13 protein-coding genes and 1 pseudogene are annotated in these 17,748 nt (G+C 67.4%); 7 read left to right on the forward strand and 7 right to left on the reverse strand.

Going from position 1 to position 17,748, the window contains the following annotated elements:
• Positions 1-244: 244 nt before the first annotated feature.
• Positions 245-988 (reverse strand): AfsR/SARP family transcriptional regulator, encoded by a 744-nt coding sequence (locus tag AC3A35_RS08075; RefSeq protein WP_487435524.1) that lies wholly within the window; start codon positions 986-988, stop codon positions 245-247.
• Positions 989-1,396: 408 nt separating this feature from the next.
• Positions 1,397-2,305: a LysR family transcriptional regulator gene (locus AC3A35_RS08080; RefSeq protein WP_487435525.1), complete on the reverse strand. Its 909-nt coding sequence runs from the start codon at positions 2,303-2,305 to the stop codon at positions 1,397-1,399.
• A gap of 195 nt (positions 2,306-2,500) precedes the next feature.
• On the opposite strand from AC3A35_RS08080, the gene AC3A35_RS08085 reads away from it, so the two are divergent.
• The 3 genes from AC3A35_RS08085 to AC3A35_RS08095 all read left to right on the forward strand — a co-directional run bounded on the left by AC3A35_RS08085 (position 2,501) and on the right by AC3A35_RS08095 (position 5,736).
• Positions 2,501-3,139, forward strand: a complete 639-nt coding sequence (locus AC3A35_RS08085) for an NAD(P)-dependent oxidoreductase (protein ID WP_487435526.1) — start codon at positions 2,501-2,503, stop codon at positions 3,137-3,139.
• Positions 3,140-3,227: 88 nt separating this feature from the next.
• Positions 3,228-4,346 (forward strand): FUSC family protein, encoded by a 1,119-nt coding sequence (locus tag AC3A35_RS08090; RefSeq protein WP_487435527.1) that lies wholly within the window; start codon positions 3,228-3,230, stop codon positions 4,344-4,346.
• A complete protein-coding gene (locus AC3A35_RS08095; RefSeq protein WP_487435528.1) occupies positions 4,333-5,736 on the forward strand; it encodes an aminotransferase-like domain-containing protein in 1,404 nt (467 codons plus the stop codon). The genes AC3A35_RS08090 and AC3A35_RS08095 overlap by 14 nt, the downstream gene beginning before the upstream one ends.
• A gap of 135 nt (positions 5,737-5,871) precedes the next feature.
• Here the strand turns inward: AC3A35_RS08095 and AC3A35_RS08100 are convergent, their stop codons facing one another.
• The 5 genes and pseudogenes from AC3A35_RS08100 to AC3A35_RS08120 form a co-directional block, all read right to left on the reverse strand.
• Positions 5,872-6,831 (reverse strand): ketopantoate reductase family protein, encoded by a 960-nt coding sequence (locus AC3A35_RS08100; protein WP_487435529.1) that lies wholly within the window; start codon positions 6,829-6,831, stop codon positions 5,872-5,874.
• Positions 6,832-6,969: 138 nt separating this feature from the next.
• Positions 6,970-8,007 (reverse strand): TRAP transporter substrate-binding protein, encoded by a 1,038-nt coding sequence (locus AC3A35_RS08105; RefSeq protein WP_487435530.1) that lies wholly within the window; start codon positions 8,005-8,007, stop codon positions 6,970-6,972.
• 110 nt (positions 8,008-8,117) lie between these two features.
• Positions 8,118-9,575, reverse strand: coding sequence for a benzaldehyde dehydrogenase (locus AC3A35_RS08110; RefSeq protein WP_487435531.1), 1,458 nt, complete (start codon positions 9,573-9,575; stop codon positions 8,118-8,120).
• 52 nt (positions 9,576-9,627) lie between these two features.
• A pseudogene (locus AC3A35_RS08115) lies at positions 9,628-11,337 on the reverse strand (thiamine pyrophosphate-requiring protein); the annotation flags it as partial.
• Between the two features lie 153 nt (positions 11,338-11,490).
• Positions 11,491-12,381, reverse strand: a complete 891-nt coding sequence (locus AC3A35_RS08120; RefSeq protein WP_487435532.1) for a LysR substrate-binding domain-containing protein — start codon at positions 12,379-12,381, stop codon at positions 11,491-11,493.
• Between the two features lie 297 nt (positions 12,382-12,678).
• Here AC3A35_RS08120 and ccoG point away from each other — a divergent pair, with 297 nt between their 5' ends.
• The 4 genes from ccoG to AC3A35_RS08140 all read left to right on the forward strand — a co-directional run bounded on the left by ccoG (position 12,679) and on the right by AC3A35_RS08140 (position 17,345).
• Positions 12,679-14,157 (forward strand): cytochrome c oxidase accessory protein CcoG, encoded by a 1,479-nt coding sequence (ccoG, locus tag AC3A35_RS08125; protein WP_487435533.1) that lies wholly within the window; start codon positions 12,679-12,681, stop codon positions 14,155-14,157.
• Positions 14,158-14,191: 34 nt separating this feature from the next.
• Positions 14,192-15,862 (forward strand): nitrite/sulfite reductase, encoded by a 1,671-nt coding sequence (locus tag AC3A35_RS08130; RefSeq protein ID WP_487435534.1) that lies wholly within the window; start codon positions 14,192-14,194, stop codon positions 15,860-15,862.
• Entirely contained in the window at positions 15,840-16,286 is a 447-nt protein-coding gene (locus tag AC3A35_RS08135; protein WP_487435535.1) for a DUF934 domain-containing protein, read from the forward strand. The genes AC3A35_RS08130 and AC3A35_RS08135 overlap by 23 nt, the downstream gene beginning before the upstream one ends.
• Positions 16,287-16,421: 135 nt before the next feature.
• Complete coding sequence (locus AC3A35_RS08140; RefSeq protein ID WP_487435536.1) at positions 16,422-17,345, forward strand: DMT family transporter; 924 nt, start codon at positions 16,422-16,424, stop codon at positions 17,343-17,345.
• Positions 17,346-17,748 lie beyond the last annotated feature (403 nt).

Below are 17,748 nucleotides of genomic sequence, written 5' to 3' on the forward strand. Positions count from 1 at the left end.
CTAGCAATGTACCGGCGATTGAAGATACTTCGTTCAAGCGCCTTCGCATGCACGCGACCGCTGCGCATCCCAGCGAAAAGGTGCGGCGCTTGCCTGGCGCTCAGCGTTGGCCCTGAACCGATCCGGCGTTCCCCCGACGTGGTCACGTGGGGGAGCGTCGCAGCACCAGCAGTCCGGACTCCGATTCGAACACCCCCCGACGGATGGGGCGCTCCGCCGTCGGGCCAGCGCGCCGTCCGCTCGCTCAATGCGCGGCCGCGGCTTCCACACTGTCGCTGCCGGGACTCCGACTGCGCGCGCGAATTCTCTCGGTTTCGGCCGACGGCTTGACGCCGAAGACGATGGACAGGATTTGCTGGCAGCGACGATAGGTTCTGAGCGCCTCGGCATGTTCGCCGAGCGCCTGATAGCACACCATGAGACGCTGGTAGAGCCGCTCGACGAGGTTGTCCTTCTCGATCGCGAGCTCATACACGTCCGCGGCCCTCCGCCACGCTTCGGCGGTCTCCAGACCGTGCCCATGGGTAAGCGCAAGCCTCAGGAAGGTACTGTGAAGGCGATCCCGATAGGCGATCAGCCAGGGGAGCTCCAGTTCTCCGTGAAGGAAATGCCCCTGATAAAGCCCGATCGCGCGCATCGCGGTCTGCTCGGCCAGATGCTTGCCCGCAAGCGCACTCCCCGCAAGGCGCTGGAACGCCCAGGCGTCCACCCAGCAGGTTTCATGGTTCAGCGTGAGCTTTGAGCTCCCAAGCGTGATGGCGTCTTCACATCCAAGGAGCTTTCGCAAACGGTGGAGGGTGTTGTCGAAGAGCTTGCGTTGATCACTACTCTCGTTTTCCGACCAGATCGCGCCCATGAGGTAGCTCAGATGGACATCACGCCCCCCAAGGGCAATCAGCGCCTGCAGCAGCTCCAGCGCCTTGCGCGGGGATTTCTTCCCGGAGAACGCGATCGGTACACCATCCTTGAGCAGCGCGAAGCGGCCCATGGTGTACACCCGAACGGGCAATCCCGGACCCCCTGCGTCCCGGGAGTCGTCAGGCACGCCCCGCCTCCACCGGATCCGTCCGGCCACGACCGTCACCCGGCGCGGGAAGGGCCCGGGGCGTGCTGCTCAAAACGCGATTTGGCATCATCGTCGCTCACCTTCCCGGTAACAGAATATTTCACAGTCTAGAACGGATTATGCGGTGCACCAATGATCAGATACGGACAGGCCTTCAAAGGCAAAGCGGTCGCACGACTGTCACCCCCGGTACCTTACCCCCCGGTCATGCGCTTCCGGAGCATCGTCGGGGCATTGCGTTCCTGCGCGTCGCATCCATGAAAGCCCGGGATGTCGCCACGCCAAAAAAGGCGTACGGCCGCGGAAATGCACGTTCGAGGCAGACCGCCTTCATGCCGCTGCCGCAACTGCAGCACGGTAGAAATCGATGAAGGCGCGCACCTTGGCCGGCACGTGCCGCCCCGGCGGATGCACGGCGTAGATGCCGCCGCTGGGCAGGGTCCACTCGGGCAGCAGACGAACCAGTTCGCCACTGCGCAGACCCGCTTCGACATTGTGCTGGTCGAGCACGGAGACCCCCGCGCCGTGGCGCAGCAGTGCGCGCAGGGTGCTGGCGGAATCGGTGCGCAGCGCGGCATTCATGCGCACGCTGCGGCTTTCGCCGGTGGCGGCGGTGAAGGTCCAGGTCAGCGGGGTGGGCAGCAGGGTCAGCGCTACCCAGGCGTGTGCGGCGAGATCTTCCGGCGTCTGCGGCGGGGCGTGGCGCTGCAGATAGGCGGGCGAACTCACCAGATATTGTGCGAAGTCGCCGAGCTTGGTCGCGCGCAGGGTCGAATCGCGCAACCAGCCGACGCGGATGCCCAGATCCAGCCCCTCCTTGACCAGGTCAACCACGCGGTCGCTGGTGCGCAGCTCGATCTGCAGCCGCGGGTGTCGCAGCGCGAACTCTGCCACCACCCGCGCCAGCGACTGGGTGGCATGATCGACCGATGCGGTGATGCGCAGGCTGCCACTGAGTTCCGCCGTGCCCTCGCCCACCTCGGCGAGCGCATCGCGGGCCTCACGCAGCGGCGGCACGCAGCGCGCATACACCGCTTCGCCCGCCTCGGTGAGCATCACCCGGCGCGTGGTGCGGCTGAACAGCGTACAGCCGAGCCGGGCTTCGAGCCGGCCGATCTCGAGGCTGATCCGGGCCTTGCTCGTTCCCAGACGGTCCGCCGCAGCGGTGAAGCCACCGGCCTCGGCCACCGCGGCGAAGCTGAGCAGGCTGTTCAGGTCGATCCTGTCGGCAATGGACATCGCGGACTCGCATGAAAAAGGGATGGCGGCGCAAAGTAGGAATCAGGGCAAGACGCCTCCGGTGCCGGACACTCGCAGTCTACTGTCAATAAATCGATAACGGTAAATCGCCTCTGTCGGCGTTTATCGTATCAATACCGCCTGCGATGATGCCTCCACCCGATTGTTCCATTCAACCAAGGAAGAGGTCTCATCATGAAAATCGCCCTCATCGGCGCCACCGGTTTTGTCGGCTCCGCCCTGCTCAAGGAAGCGCTCGCCCGCGGCCACCAGGTGACCGCCCTCGTCTCCCGCCCGGAAAAGCTCGCCACCCAATCCGGCCTCACCGCACTCAAGACCGACGCGCTCGACAGCGCCGGCCTGAGCGCCCAGCTGCGCGGTCACGAAGCCGTGATCAGCGCGTTCAGCGGTCACGCCCAGAGCGAGGTGTTCAACTACTACGTGCGCGGCATCCGCTCCATCATCGACGCGGTCAAATCCGCCGGCGTGCCGCGCCTGCTCGTGGTCGGCGGCGCAGCCAGCCTGGAGGTGGCGCCCGGCGTACAGTTGCTCGACACCCCGGAGTTCCCCGCGCAGTGGAAGGAGACCGCGGCTGGCGCGCGCGAAGCGCTCAACATGTTGCGCACCGAAGACACGCTGGAGTGGACCTTCCTCAGCCCCTCGGCCTATCTGGAACCGGGCGAGCGCACCGGCAAGTTCCGTCTCGGCACCGACCAGTTGCTGGTGGACGCCGAAGGCAACAGCCGGATTTCGATCGAAGACTACGCCGTCGCCATGATCGACGAACTCGAACGCCCGGCGCACTCGCGCACACGCTTTACCGTGGGCTACTGACAGTTCTGCCGCGGCCCTTGGTAAAGTGCGTCCCTTCTGACCGTTTCGCGCCCACCGCGCGCAAGCGGCACGGCAGAAGGGCCGATCGATGACGCAACTGAAAGGGTGGAACAGGCTGAAGACGCTGGCGCGTGCCGAATGGCAGGCGCTGGCGACGATCAACCCCAGCAACCGGCTGTGGCAGATGCCGTTCGCCGCGGCGCTCGCGTCCGGCCTGCCCCTGCTGGTCGGCGCATTCTTCGGTCGCATGGACTACGGCCTGATCTCCTCGATCGGCGGCCTGGTGTTCCTGTATCTGCCCAACACGCCGATGTCCCACCGCATGGTCTCGCTGATGGCCTGCGGCTTCGGCCTGGCTGCCTGCTATGCGCTGGGCGTGATCAGCCATTTCTTCCCGCCGCTGATGATGTGGGTACTCACCTTCACCGCCATGCTGGTGACCATGGTGTGCCGGTTCTACGGCCTGGGGCCGCCGGGTAGCCTGTTCTTCATCATGGCGGCCTCGATCGGGGCCTACTCGCCGGGCGAAATCGACGAAGTACCGCTCAAGGTCGGGCTGTTCACCATGGGCTGCCTGCTGGCCTGCCTGATCGCGTTCTTCTACAGCCTGATCGCGCTGCGTCTGCGGGCGCCCGAGCCGGTGGCGCCCTTGCCCGCACCGACTTTCGACTTCGTCGTGTTCGACGCGGTGGTGATCGGCGCCTTCGTCGGCATTTCGCTGGCGCTCGCCCAGGCGCTGCAACTGGAGCGGCCCTACTGGGTGCCGGTGAGTTGCCTGGCGGTGATCCAGGGGGTGTCGCTGCGCGCGGTGTGGACCAAGCAGGTGCACCGCGTCGTCGGCACCGGCATCGGTCTGCTGCTGGCCTGGGCGCTCCTGATGTTGCCCTTGAACGGCTGGAGCGTGGCGCTGCTGGTGATCGCGCTGGTGTTCGTGATCGAGACCATGGTGGTGCGCCACTACGGCTTCGCGGTGATCTTCATCACCCCGCTGACGATCTTCCTCGCCGAAGCGGCCACCCTCGGGCATAGTGCGCCGGCCGCGCTGATCGAGGCGCGCCTGGTCGACACCATCGTCGGCTGCATGGTCGGCCTGGTCGGCGGCGTCTGCCTGCACAGCCCGCGTTTCCGGGCAGTGCTCGGCGCCCAGCTGCGGCGCCTGATTCCGTCACGTCTGGCGCCCGCGGGGAGCCCGCATGAACCTCTATGACCGCCTCGCCCTCGACCTCGAGCAGCGCATTCGCGACGGCGTGCTGCGCGCCGGCGAGCGCCTGCCCTCGATCCGCAAGGCCTGCGCCGCCCAGCGCCTGAGCCCGTCCACCATCCTTCAGGCCTACTACCTGCTCGAGAGCCGTGGCCTGATCGAAGTCCGCCCGCAGTCCGGCTACTACGTGCGTGCCAGGCCGCCCAACACCCTGGCCGAGCCCGGGATGACCCGCCCGGTCGGCGCCTCCACAGAACTCAGGGTCAGCGACTTCATCTTCGAGATTCTCGAGTCGGTCAAGGATCCGGCAGTGGTGCCGCTGGGCTCCAGTTTCGCCAGCCCCTACCTCTACCCGCTCGACAAGCTCGGGCGCTTCCTCGCCGCGGCCGCGCGCCACATGGATCCACGCGCCACGGTCACCGACCTGCCGCCCGGCAACGACGAATTGCGCCGCCAGATCGCCCTGCGCTACCTCGCCAACGGGGTGGCGCTGCCGTCCGCCGAGATCGTGATCACCTCGGGCGCGATGGAGGCGCTCAACCTCTGCCTCGAGGCCACCACCCAGCCCGGCGATCTGGTCGCGGTCGAATCGCCGACCTTCTACGCCGGCCTGCAGATGATCGAGCGCCGCGGCCTGCGCGTGATCGAGATCCCCACCCACCCGCGCGACGGGGTCAGCCTCGCCGCGCTCGAAGACGCGCTGCGCCATCACCCGGTGAAGGCCTGCCTGCTGATGCTGAATTTCCAGAACCCGATGGGCAGCCTCGTCCCGGACCCGAGCCGGCATGCCCTGCTCGATCTGCTGCGCCGCCACGACGTGCCGCTGATCGAGGACGACACCTATGCCGAACTGTATTTCGGCCGCCAGGCGCCGCTCGCCACCAAGGCGCTCGACACCACCGGCCTGGTGCTGCATGTGTCGAGCTTCTCCAAGAGTCTCGCCCCCGGCTACCGGGTCGGCTGGGTCGCGGCCGGGCGCTACGCGCAGAAAATCCAGCGTCTGAAACTCTCCGCCAGCCTGGCCACCACCATCCCGGTGCAGATCGCGCTGGCCGACTTCCTCAAGCAGGGCGCCTTCGACACGCACCTGCGCCGCTTGCGCAGCGCGCTGGAAGTGCAGGAGGCCAGCATGGCCGCGGCGATCGAACGCCACTTTCCCCACGGCACCCGGATCACCCGTCCGCGGGGCGGCTATTTCGTGTGGGTGGAACTGCCGGCGGCGATCGACGCCCTCGCCCTGCACCGGCGCGCACTCGACGCCGCCATCAGCATCGCACCGGGGCCGATCTTCTCGGCCAAGCGCGAATACGGCAACTGCATCCGCCTCAACTTCGGCCATCCGTGGTCGGAACAGATCGAGCAGGCGATGCAGCGGCTGGGGGCGATGATGGGGTAAGACGGATCGAGCCTCCCCCTGCTTCGACGTCGTGGATCAGCGGAACGGATCGATCGACGCCGGCCTGGCTGGATCACCGTCTGTTCGAGGTTTGCGCATGTGGAGAAACGCACCACACGCACTGGCAACCGTTGTTCATCCGCACGCTCCCCGATCCTCAACCATGCGGGTCAGGGCCAGCATGGCGAGCGTGTTCGGCGTCGCCACGCCGCGCGCCGCCGCGGCAGCGACGACCGCACCATTGATCGATTCGATTTCGGTCGCGCGCCCGGCCAGCACGTCCTGCAGCATCGACGGCTTGTGGCCGACGTGATGCCCGATGGCATGCAGCAGCGTCGCGCGGACCCGCTCGGCATCGACCTCGACGCCCTCGGCACCGGCCACCGCGAGCACCTCATCGACGATGGCCAGCGCCAAGGCCTGTGCCGCGGGTAGGCGCCCGATGGCATCGACCGCGCATCCGGTCACCGCACAGATGCTGTTCAAGGCCGCATTGAAGGCCACCTTCTCCCAGATCGCGGTGTGCACCATCGGGTCGATCGCGCAGTCGAGCCCCGCTTCGCACATCAGCAAGGCAATGCGATCGAAGACCTCGTCGCTCACGCCGTCGAGCCGGGTGAAACGGACTTTGCCCTGCCCGTGCGATTCGACTTGGCCGGGTCCGCACAGGTCGGCGGGACAGGTGGTGATGCCGATCGCCACCCGGTCAGAGGCCCCATAGGCCGCGATCCGCTCGCCGTTGCCGAGGCCGTTCTGCAGACTGAGGATCCGCGTCTCGGGCCCGATCCAGCGCTGTATCCCGGCCAGGGCCGGTTCGGTGTGCATCGCCTTGGTAAACAGGATGATCAGGTCGGGCCGCTCGCGCACCTCGTCGGGCCGACACGCAGCGAGCCGGACCTGGCGCGCGCCGCGGTCGGTGACCAGCTTCAGGCCGCGCTGGCGAATCGCATCGATGTGCGCGGCATTGATGTCCACCAGGGTGACCGCCACCCCGGCTTCGGCCAGCAGGCCGCCGAACAGCGAGCCCATCGCCCCTGCGCCGAGCACCAGCACGCGCGGACCGGGCACGGAGCCGGCATCCACTTCTTTTTTCATGTTCTGTTCCCCCGGGAATGACATCGACGATTCACGATCCGCAGCGGCACGATGCGACGTTCGGTGCCGCTGCGAAAGCAGGTACGGTCTACACCGGCAGCGCCGGTGGGCCACACCCTACCGGTGCGGTCCACCCGCTCAGTGCGCCCTGCGGGCGTTGAGCGCAGCCTTCGCCTCGGCCAGGATGTCCTTTGCCGGATAGCCCTTGGCGGCCGTCTCCTCGACCCATTGCGCGGCCACCCGGTCGCCGGCGACCAGCCAGCTGCCCAGCTCGCTCGGCGGCACCACATGGATCTCGTTGCCCCGCTCCTGCGCCAGCCGGCGTCCGACTACGCGCGCCTCGTCGAAGACCCTGCCGACCCAGGCCGACGCTTCGGCGCCGCTGTTCGCGTCGATCACCTTCTTCAACTCGGGCGGCAGGCTGTTGTACTTCGCCGGATTCATCGCGAACACGAAGACGGTGTTCGACAGCATCGGTACGGCCTCGTCGGTCTCGGTGTGGAACTTCACCACCTCGTGCACCTTAAGCGGCGGCACCACCTCCCACGGCAGCATCGCGCCATCGACCACGCCCTTGGAAAGCGCCTCGGTCACCTGTGGCGCGGGCATGCCGATCGGGGTCGCGCCGAGCTCCTTCAGCAAGCGGGTGGACTGACGCGTGGGTGCGCGCAGCTTCAGCCCCTGGAAATCCGCCAGAACCTTGATCGGCTTGCTGGTGGTGTGCAACTGCGCACCGTCGTGGACGTGGAACAGCAAGGGTTTGACCGGCTTGTACTCGTCGCCGGCGTACTTGGTGAGGATGTTCCACACCACCGGGCTGCTGCGTTCCGCGTTGCGGGTGACGAACGGGAGTTCGAACAGCTCGGTGACCGGGAAGCGGCCGCCCTGGTAGCCCGGCACCGTCCACACGATGTCGGCGATGCCGTCCTTGGCCTGGTCGAACAGTTGCGGCGGCGTGCCGCCCAGCGACATTGCCGAGTAGATCTGGCACTTGAGACGGCCCGCCGACTCGGTGGCGATCTTCGCGCACCAGGGTTCGATGAAATGCTTGTGCGCAGTCGCGCCCGGTGGCAGGAAGTGATGCACCTTCAGCACCACCTCGTCCGCGGCAAACGTGGAACCGGCGAAACAGCCCAGCATCGCGGCAGCCACGACCGCATTCTTCATGACGTTCATTTTTTGTCTCCTTGCGTTATACCGGCCACGGACGAGCGCGACCGGGTTCTGAAACCGGGTGATGAATGGGGCCGCGTGCGCCCGGCACCGGCCGGTGCAGGGCACGCGGCTCAGAACGGATAGGCGGGCGGCGTGTCCTTGACCGTGACCCACTGCCACTGGGTGAACTCTTCCCAGTTGGCCGGCCCGCCGATGCGACCGCCGTTGCCCGAGGCGCCGCGACCACCGAAGGGGATGTGCGGCTCGTCGGCCACGGTCTGGTCGTTGATGTGCAACAGGCCGGTGTTGAGCCGGTTGCCCAGCGCCAGCGCACGCCCGACCGAGCGCGAGATCACCGCCGCCGACAGGCCGTACTCGGTCGCATTGGCCAGCGCCACCGCCTCGTCGTCGTCGCGGAAAGTGACCACCGTGGCCACCGGACCGAAGACCTCCTCCTCGAACGCACGCATGCCCGGTTTCACGCCGGCCAGCACGGTGGGGCGATAGAACAGCTTGTCGTGGGTGCCGCCGGCGCACAGCCGGGCACCTGCGGCCACGCTGTCCTTGACGATCGCATCGATCTGACGCAACTGGCCGTCGCTGATGATCGGACCGAGCGCGACCCGGCCGGTGGTGGGGTCGCCCACCGGCAGGTGATCGGCCTTTTCCGTCAGTTTGGCGATCAGTTGCTCGGCGATCGACTCGTGCACCAGAATGCGGCCGGTGGCCATGCAGATCTGCCCCTGGTGCAACCAGGCGCCGAAAGCGGCGCAACCGGCGGCGAGATCGAGATCGGCATCCTCGAGGACGACGAGGGAATTCTTGCCCCCGAGCTCGAGCGACACCTTCTTCAGATGGCGACCGCACTGCTCGCCGACAATCCGGCCCACTGCGGTCGAACCGGTGAACGCGACCATCGCGATATTCGGATCGGAACACAGCGCGCTGCCCGCGTCGGCCCCGCCCGGCAGCATGTGCAGCAGGCCCGGCGGCAGGCCCGCCTCCTCGAAGATGCGCGCGATCAGCACCCCGCCCGCGACCGCGGTGCGGGTATCGGGCTTGAGCACCACCGCGTTGCCGGTGGCCAGCGCCGGGGACACCGCGCGGATCGCAAGGATCAGCGGGAAGTTGAACGGCGCGATCACGCCGACGACGCCGTGCGGCACCCGCCGGGCGAAGCTCATCCGCCCTGCATTACTCGGCAGCATCAGGCCCTGTGGTTCGGTGAGCATGCCCGCCGATTCGTGCAGGATACCGATCGCGGCCTTCAACTCGACGTCGGCCTTGGGCCGGATCGCACCGGTCTCGCGCATGATCCAGGTGGCCAAATCATCCAGGTTGTCCTCGACCAGGCGCGCCGCCTTGCGAAAGATCGCCGCGCGCTCCTCGTAGGGCATCGCGGCCCAGCCCGGCTGTGCAGCGCGTGCCATCGCGGCGGCGCGGCTCACCGTCGCGGCGTCGGCCACGCCGATGGTGCCGATCTGCTCGCCGCTGGCCTTGTCGATGACCGCCGCGCTGTCGTCCGCCGTCTGCCATCCGTCGGACAGGACCTTGCCCTGCCACAGGGCCGGGTTCATCAGGGTGCTCATGTTCGTGTCTCCTCTAGGTGTTTTGGGGGTGGGCACCTGCGTCCGGGGCGGACTACAGGCGGTCGAGGTGCACGTCGAGCACCGCGCAGCGGCCCGCACGAACCGCGGCAAACGCCTCGGCCAGGGCCCCGCGCAGCGCCTGCGGGCTCGATACGGTGAGCGCCAGCGCGCCGCCGGCCGCGGCGGCGATGCCGGCGTAATCGGAAGGGGGGTCGAAGCTCACCCCGAGGTCGGCGGAGCGGCTGGCATGGCCGTCGGGATGCACGGCCAGGGTGGACAACTTGGGCGACTTCCAGCCGCCGTTGTTGTAGACGATCTGCACGAAGGGGGTGGCGTAGCGGCGTGCCATCCAGTGCACGCTCGACGGCACCGTGAACATGTAGCTGCCATCGCCGCACAGCGCGACCACGGTCTTGTCCGGATGGGCGAGCTTGACCCCGATCGCCGCGCCGCCGTTCCAGCCCAGCGAGCCGCCGCCGCTGGCGATCATCCCGCCCGGCCTGCGGATGCCGAGGTGATTGATGATCACATCGTAGTTGGAGATGCCCTCGTTGCAGACGATGGTGTCGTCGTCGATGAACTCGCGCACGCAGGCGGTCAGGAACTCGGGCGTGATCGTGTCGCCCTGGACCTCACGGGCGCGCAGCTCCTGGTCGCGCAGGCGGTGGCGCGCAGCGATGCGGTCGCGCCGTGCTGCCACCAGCGCCTCGTCCACCGCCAGGCCGCCGACACCGGCGTTGAGCTGGGCGAGCGCGGTCCGCGCATCGGCGCGGAACACACAGCGCGACGGGATGTACCACAAGGGCATCTGCTCCTTGAGCGGGTCGACGTCGATGTAATACACGCGCGCGCCTTCGCTCGGACGATTGACCAGCGGGATCCACGGCACGTCGCTGTCGATCACCAGCACCACGTCGGCCTCGGCCAGGATCTCGTTCTGGCGCGGCGCGTTCCACTGGTTGCCGAGGTACATCGGGTGATCGGTGGGGATGTTCACATACGAGGGCACCGACTCCAGCACCGGAATCGCCAGCCGGTCCACCAGCTTCACCAATTCGGTTACCGCCTCGGTGTTGCGTCCGACAAAGGAGGTCACCAGCACCGGATTGCGCGCCGTCACCAGGTCCGCAAGCAGCGCCTGCAACCCGTCCTCGGGCAGGGCGCAGGGGGCAATCGGCTGCCACAACGCGGGGTCGAGTTCCACCCGTGGCACCTCCTCCTCCATCACCTCGCGCGCGCCGGTCAGGTAGGCCGCGCCCTTGGGGTCGCTGCACGCGATCTGCAGCGCGCGGTAGACCAGTTGCTTGACGTTGCGCCCGGTGCGGATCTCGTTGTCGTAGCGGGTATAGCCGCGGACGATGCCGCGCTGGTCGTGCACGTCCTGGATCCACTGGATGAATTCGTTGCGGCTGCCGCGCAGTTCGCCTTCCTGGGTGAAAGGCGAAGCGCCGGCGAAGATCAGCACCGGCACGCGCGCCTTGGCGACGTTGTGCACCGCACCGGCCAGCGCCTGGGTGCCGCACTCCACATGCACCAGCACCGCCTGCGGCTGGCCGGTGACCTGGGCATAGCCCTGCGCCGCGCTCAGCGCCACCATCTCGTTGGGGCAGGTGATCACGGCGGGAATCGGCCGGCCGGCGACCTTGGCCTCCTCGATGCTCTCGACGATCGCGGGATGGTCGCTGCCGAGATTGGCGAACAGGTAGCGGATGCCGCGCTCGTAGAGCGCCTCCAGAAATGCGGTGCCCGTGGTGTACATGCCTTTCGTCTCCTGGGTGGAAGCTGGGTCGGGGTGACCGCCACCTTAGGAGGGCATGCCGGAGCCGGCAATTGGGCTGGCTATACGTCTGATATAGACCGCATCGATAACATCGAAGAACCCGTTGAACCGCGCGACGGCGCAAGGTCGGGCGGATCAGCCCTTGTCGAACAGTTCGGCGATCAGGTCGCGCATCCAGCCATGGCCGGGATCGCCGGAATAGCGCCGGTTCCAGTACAGGTTCACATCCATCGCCCGCCGCGGCACCGGAATCGGAAAGGCGCGCACCCGTCCGCGCGGGCGGAACGCGTTCACCACCTGACGTGGCGCGACCACGGCGAAATCACGCTCGGCGAGGATCGCCGGCACCACCATGAAGTGGGGTACCCACAGCTTCACCCGCTCGAGCAGGCCGCACTCGCGCAGGATTGCGAGCGTCTGCGGATGCGAGGTCACCGCGATGTAGTCCATGCCATCGAGCGCGTCTACCGCGGCCCTGCCCGTCCGTCCCGGGCTCCGCGGCGCAAGGATGACGTACTCGTCGGTGACCACGTGGCGGCTGTCGAAACCCTCCTCGAGCGCCGGCAGATAGCCGATGGCGAGGTCGATCTGGCCACTGTCGAGCGCGCCCGCCAGTTCGGCGCCGGCGAGCTGGCGGGTCTCGATGCGCACCCCGGGGGCCCGCTGCTGCAGCGCGCGCATCAGTTGCGGCAGAAAGATGACCTCGCCGAAATCGCTCATGTGCAGCCGGAAACTGCGGCTCGACCTGGCGGGGTCGAAGTGGGTGTGCTCGTCGAGCGTGGCCTGCAGCACGCGCAGCGCCTGCTGCACCGGGCCGGCAATACGCTCGGCGACCATGGTGGGCTCGACCCCGGCGCGCGTGCGGACGAACAGCGGATCGCCGAACAACAGGCGCAGCCGGGTCAGCCCGTGGCTCACCGAGGGCTGGGTCAGTTCGAGACGCACCGCCGCACGACTTACGCTGCGCTCCAGGTATACGGCCTCGAAAACCTTGAGCAGATTGAGGTCCACGGCATGGATATTCATGGCATCTATGACCACACAAAACACCGATTGTATCCACTGTCGCAGCCTCCCGATCCGGGCCCGAAGATCTGCAAGGTGATGAGGAGCGCTTGTTGCCGGTATGCCATCTCGGGTCGGGGCCGCGCGCCGCCGAACACTTGGGCCACGAACGACGTGTACGGTCAAACCCACCGAACTGTTACGCCTGTGAATCACGAGAACTGAGACTGTTACGCTCCGCGCCCGAGTGGTCTACTTCCGATCACTGCCCCGGACACCGCGAACCAAGCACGGTGCGGGTCGCAGGGGGACGCTCTCATGCAAACGCCATCGACCCGGGCACAGGGTGCCCGCATCGAGTTCTACCGCAAGACCGGCAAGATCCACCCGCGCAGTACCCGCGGCCGTTATGACAGCCTGCGCTGGGCCATGGTCTGGATCACTCAGCTCGTGTTCTATGGCAGCTGCTGGCTGAGTTGGGATGGCCGTCAGGCCCTGTTGTTCGACATCGCCGAGCGCAAGTTCTACCTGTTCGGCCTGGTGCTGTGGCCGCAGGACGCGATGCTGCTGGCGCTGCTGCTGATGATCTCGGCGACCGCGCTGTTCCTCGTCACCGCGGTGGCCGGGCGCCTGTTCTGCGGCTTCGCCTGCCCGCAGACGGTCTATACCGCGATCTTCCGCTGGGTCGAAGAACGCGTCGAAGGCGACCACCTCGCCCGCATGCGGCTGGACCAGGCGCCCCCCGGCCTGCGCAAGATCGCGCTGAAGGGCGGCAAGCATGCGATCTGGCTGGCAATCGCGCTGTGGACCGGAATTACCTTCGTCGGCTATTTCACCCCAATCGGCGAGCTGCTGCGCAAGCTCGGCGCGGGCGAGCCCGGCCCGTGGGAAGGTTTCTGGGTGTTCTTCTACGCCGCCTTCGCCTACCTGCAGGCCGGCTTTGCACGCGAGATGGTGTGCACCCACATGTGTCCCTACTCGCGCTTCCAGGGCGTGATGTTCGATCGCGACACGGTCACCGTCAGCTACGACAGCGCCCGTGGCGAACCGCGCAAGCTGCGCAGCCAGGCTGCAGGCGGTACCACGGCCACGATTGCCACGGCAACGGCAGACGCCAAGCCACCCGGCACCACGGCCCGTGGCGAAACCAGCCCGCGCGGCGACTGTGTCGATTGCAGCCTGTGCGTTCAGGTGTGCCCAACCGGCATCGACATCCGCGACGGCCTCCAGTACCAGTGCATAGACTGTGGCCTGTGCATCGACGCCTGTGACGAGGTGATGGCCCGCATCGCCCGCCCCACCGGCCTGATCCGCTTCGCTTCCGAAAGCGAGCTCGCCGCGCCGGCGGCCACGCCGGAACCCGGCTCGCCCATCCGCGCAGCCCTGTGGCGGCCGCGCGCGATGGCCTATCTCGGCTTCCTCGTGGCCTTCATCGTGGCCGGCATCTGGCTGGTCGCCGAGCGCATCCCGCTGCAGGTCGACGTGCTGCGCGACCGCCACGCGCTGCTGCGCGAAGCCACCGACGGGTCTATCGAGAACACCTACACGCTGAAGCTGATGAACATGCTCGAAGCGCCGCGCGTCTTCCGCATCCGGGTCGAGGGCCCGGCCGGCGCGCGCATCGTCGGCGCCGACACCTTCCACGTCGCCAGCGGCAGCGTGCTGCCGGTACCGATGACGGTGGCCGCCGACCCGGTTCCGGCCCGCTCCGGTGCGCAGGAGATCCGCTTCCATATCGAGGCCGTCGACGGCCCGCCGACCGCGATCACCGAGCGCAGCGCCTTCCTGCTGCCCTGAACCGGGCGTCCGCGCCCCCGACACGAGACCCGCCATGTACCAATACAACGAAACCGATCAACGCCTGGTCGACGAGCGCGTCGAGCGCTTTCGCGACCAGATGCGCCGCTTCCTCGCTGGACAGCTGTCGGACGACGACTTCCGTCCGCTGCGCCTGCAGAACGGACTCTACATCCAGCGCCATGCGCCGATGCTGCGGGTCGCGATCCCCTACGGCACGATGTCGGCCACGCAGCTGCGCATGCTCGCCCGCATCGCCCGCGAATACGACCGCGGCTACGGCCACTTCACCACCCGCTGCAATATCCAGTACAACTGGGTGCGGCTGGAGGACACGCCCGACATCCTCGCCGAGCTCGCGACCGTGCAGATGCACGCGATCCAGACCTCGGGCAATTGCATCCGCAACATCACCACCGACCCCTTCGCCGGCGTCGCTGCCGACGAGGTGCTCGACCCCCGCCCCTACTGCGAGATCCTGCGCCAGTGGTCCACGCTGTCGCCGGAATACAGCTTCCTGCCGCGCAAGTTCAAGATCGCCCTCACCGGCAGCCCGAACGACCGGGCCGCGGTGAATTTCCACGACATCGGTGCGCGCGCGTTGCGCCGCGACGATGGCGAGATCGGCTTCGAGGTCTTCGTCGGCGGCGGTCTCGGGCGCACGCCGATGGTCGGCCACCGCATCCAGTCCTTCCTGCCGCGGCGCGAGCTGCTCGGCTACTTCGACGCCATCCTGCGCGTGTACAACCGCCACGGCCGGCGCGACAAGAAGTACAAGTCGAGGATCAAGATCCTGGTCAAGGAGCTCGGCCCCGCGGTCTTTGCCGCCGAGGTCGACAAGGAATGGGCCTACCTGCGCGGCGGCCCGGCGATGATCGCCGACGACCGCTTCGAGGCCATGGAGCGTCATTTCCGCGGCCCCGAACTGCGGGCAGAGGACACGCTCGAGAGCAGCCTTTCCCACCACCAGGAACCGGCCTTCCGGCGCTGGCTGACGCGCAACGTCAGCCCGCACAAGCTCGCCGGCCATGCCATCGCCACCCTGTCGCTGAAGCCCGCCGGCAACCCGCCAGGCGACGCCGCGGCGGTGCAGATGGACGCGGTCGCCGATCTTGCCGAGCAGTACAGCGCGGGCGAGATCCGGGTCAGCCACGAGCAGAACCTGGTGCTGCCCCAGGTGCGCATCGCCGATCTGCATGCGCTGTGGCAGCAGGCGCTGCAGCACCGCCTCGCCACCGCCAACGTCGGCCTGCTCACCGACGTGGTGTGCTGCCCCGGCGGCGACTTCTGCGCGCTCGCCAATGCACGCTCGATCCCGGTGGCGGAGGCCATCCAGCAGCACTTCGCGGACGAGGAAGCGCTCGATGCGCTCGGCCCGATCGAGCTCAACATCTCCGGCTGCGTCAATGCCTGCGGCCACCACCACATCGGCAACATCGGCATTCTCGGCGTCGATAAGAACGGCGAGGAGTGGTACCAGGTCACCCTCGGCGGCAGCCAAGATGCGCCGCCGGCGATCGGCAGGATTGTCGGCCCCTCGTTCCAGGCCGGCGACATCCCGGACGTCGTCGACAAGGTGGTCAGGGTGTATCGCCTGCAGCGCCATGACGGCGAGAACTTCATCGACACCCTGCGCCGCGTCGGCCACGAACCCTTCAAGCAACACCTCTACGGAGCCGCCCATGAGCCGCGTGATCAAGGCTGAACGCATCTTCTGCGACCCGCGTCCGGTCCTCGCCGATGAAACCCCGGCCGACAGCGGCGTCGCCGCCATCGTGTCGCTGGCGCGCTGGATGGAATGGCGCACCGCGGGCGTCGAGCCCCATCCCGACACCGGCGTGTGGATGCAGCCCGACGACGATTTCGAGCCGCTGCTGGCGGACATCGACCGCCTGGCGCTGATCGCGGTCCACTTCCCCGTCTTCACCGACGGCCGCGGCTATTCGATCGCCCGCCTGCTGCGCGAGCGCCACAGCTACCGCGGCGAACTGCGCGCGATCGGCGACGTGCTGCGCGACCAGCTCTACTTCCTGCACCGCTGCGGCTTCGACGCCTTCGCGCTGCGCGCCGACCAGGACGCGGAGCAGGCACTGCGGGCCTTCAGCGACTATTCGGTGAGTTACCAATAGGCTGCGGATCGCGATGCCCCTATCATCGGTGGCAAAACACGACCAAGTCATCAAGCGGCCCCTCACCCCCTGCAGTCCGGGATCCACGATTCCGGATGTCGCTGCCTTCCATGCAGCACAAAGAACAAGGCGAACATGAAAGCTGAAGCGGCTCACCCACCCTCGCGGCCCGCGCTGTCCGACGTACACAAGGGCGCCCTTGCGGGCGTCGTGGTCGTGCTGTGCTGGTCGGGCTTCAACATCGTCTCCCGTTTCGGCAGCACCGGCGCATTCACGCCCTTCGACCTGGCCGCGCTGCGCTACGGGGTCTCGGGGCTCATCGCACTGCCGCTCTTCATCTGGCTGGTGCCCGCACGCCAGTGGCCGCGCTACATGGTGCTGGCACTGTTCGGCGGGCTCGGTTACGGGCTGCTGGTCTATTCGGGCTTCAAGTTCGCGCCGAGCGCGCATGCAGGCGTGTTCGTCAATGGCGGCATTCCGTTCTGGACCGTGATCATGCTCGCAGTCGGCGCCGGTTTCCGCATCCCGCGCAGGGTGCTGATCGCGCTGCTGCTGTCCACCACCGGCCTGGTGCTGATCGGATCCGCGAGCCTGCTCGCACCACGCGACGGCAACGAGTGGATCGGCGACGCACTGTTCCTCGCCGCCGCCTGGACCTGGGCCGTGTTCGGCCTGCTGATGCGGCGCTGGCAGATCAAGCCGCAACGCGCGATTCTCGGCATCGCCAGTTTCTCCGCCATCACCTACCTGCCGGTCTATTTCATGTGGCTGCCGAAGACGATCCAACAGGCCGGGTGGAACGACCTCCTGCTGCAGGGCGGCTACCAGGGTGTGATCGCCGCCCTGCTCGCGGCCGGCATGTACAGCTACGCCAACCAGAAGATCGGCGCCAGCCAAGCATCGATGATGCTCGCGCTGGTGCCTGCGGTCTCGGCGATCGGCGCCTACTTCCTGCTCGGCGAGTCGATCAGCCTGACGGTCGGGATCGGGATCGTGGTGGTATCGGCAGGCGCCGCGCTCGGTGCGCTTCAACGTGCGGAGCCCGCGCGGCAGTCCTGATGCGGCAGTCCTGATGCGGCGGATCCGAAGCATCGCGGGCGCGACGGACGCGGCACGATCCGTCCCGGCGGCCGGCGACGCGCGCGTCCGCCAACATCTGCTCGAAATGTAAATTACGGGGGGTTTTCGTGAATTTTTTATTACCTCTCGCGGTAACATGATTCGATCTGTTGCGGCGCACCATCCGGACGGATGGGACGCAACGCCATCGTGGCATGACCAGGAAGTTCGAAATGGCCATTACGACACACCTCCGCCTTGGCTCACCACAGCCGGTACACGTGCTGCAATCGAATCAGCTCCCGGCGTCCGTTCTTCAACGGGTACGCGAGGACAAGGGCTCACCGACACCCGATGTGCCGCGTCACGAAGGGTCCGCTACGGACAGGCGCCACGACCCGGC

The organism is Azoarcus sp. Soil_N_20 (assembly GCF_057656155.1).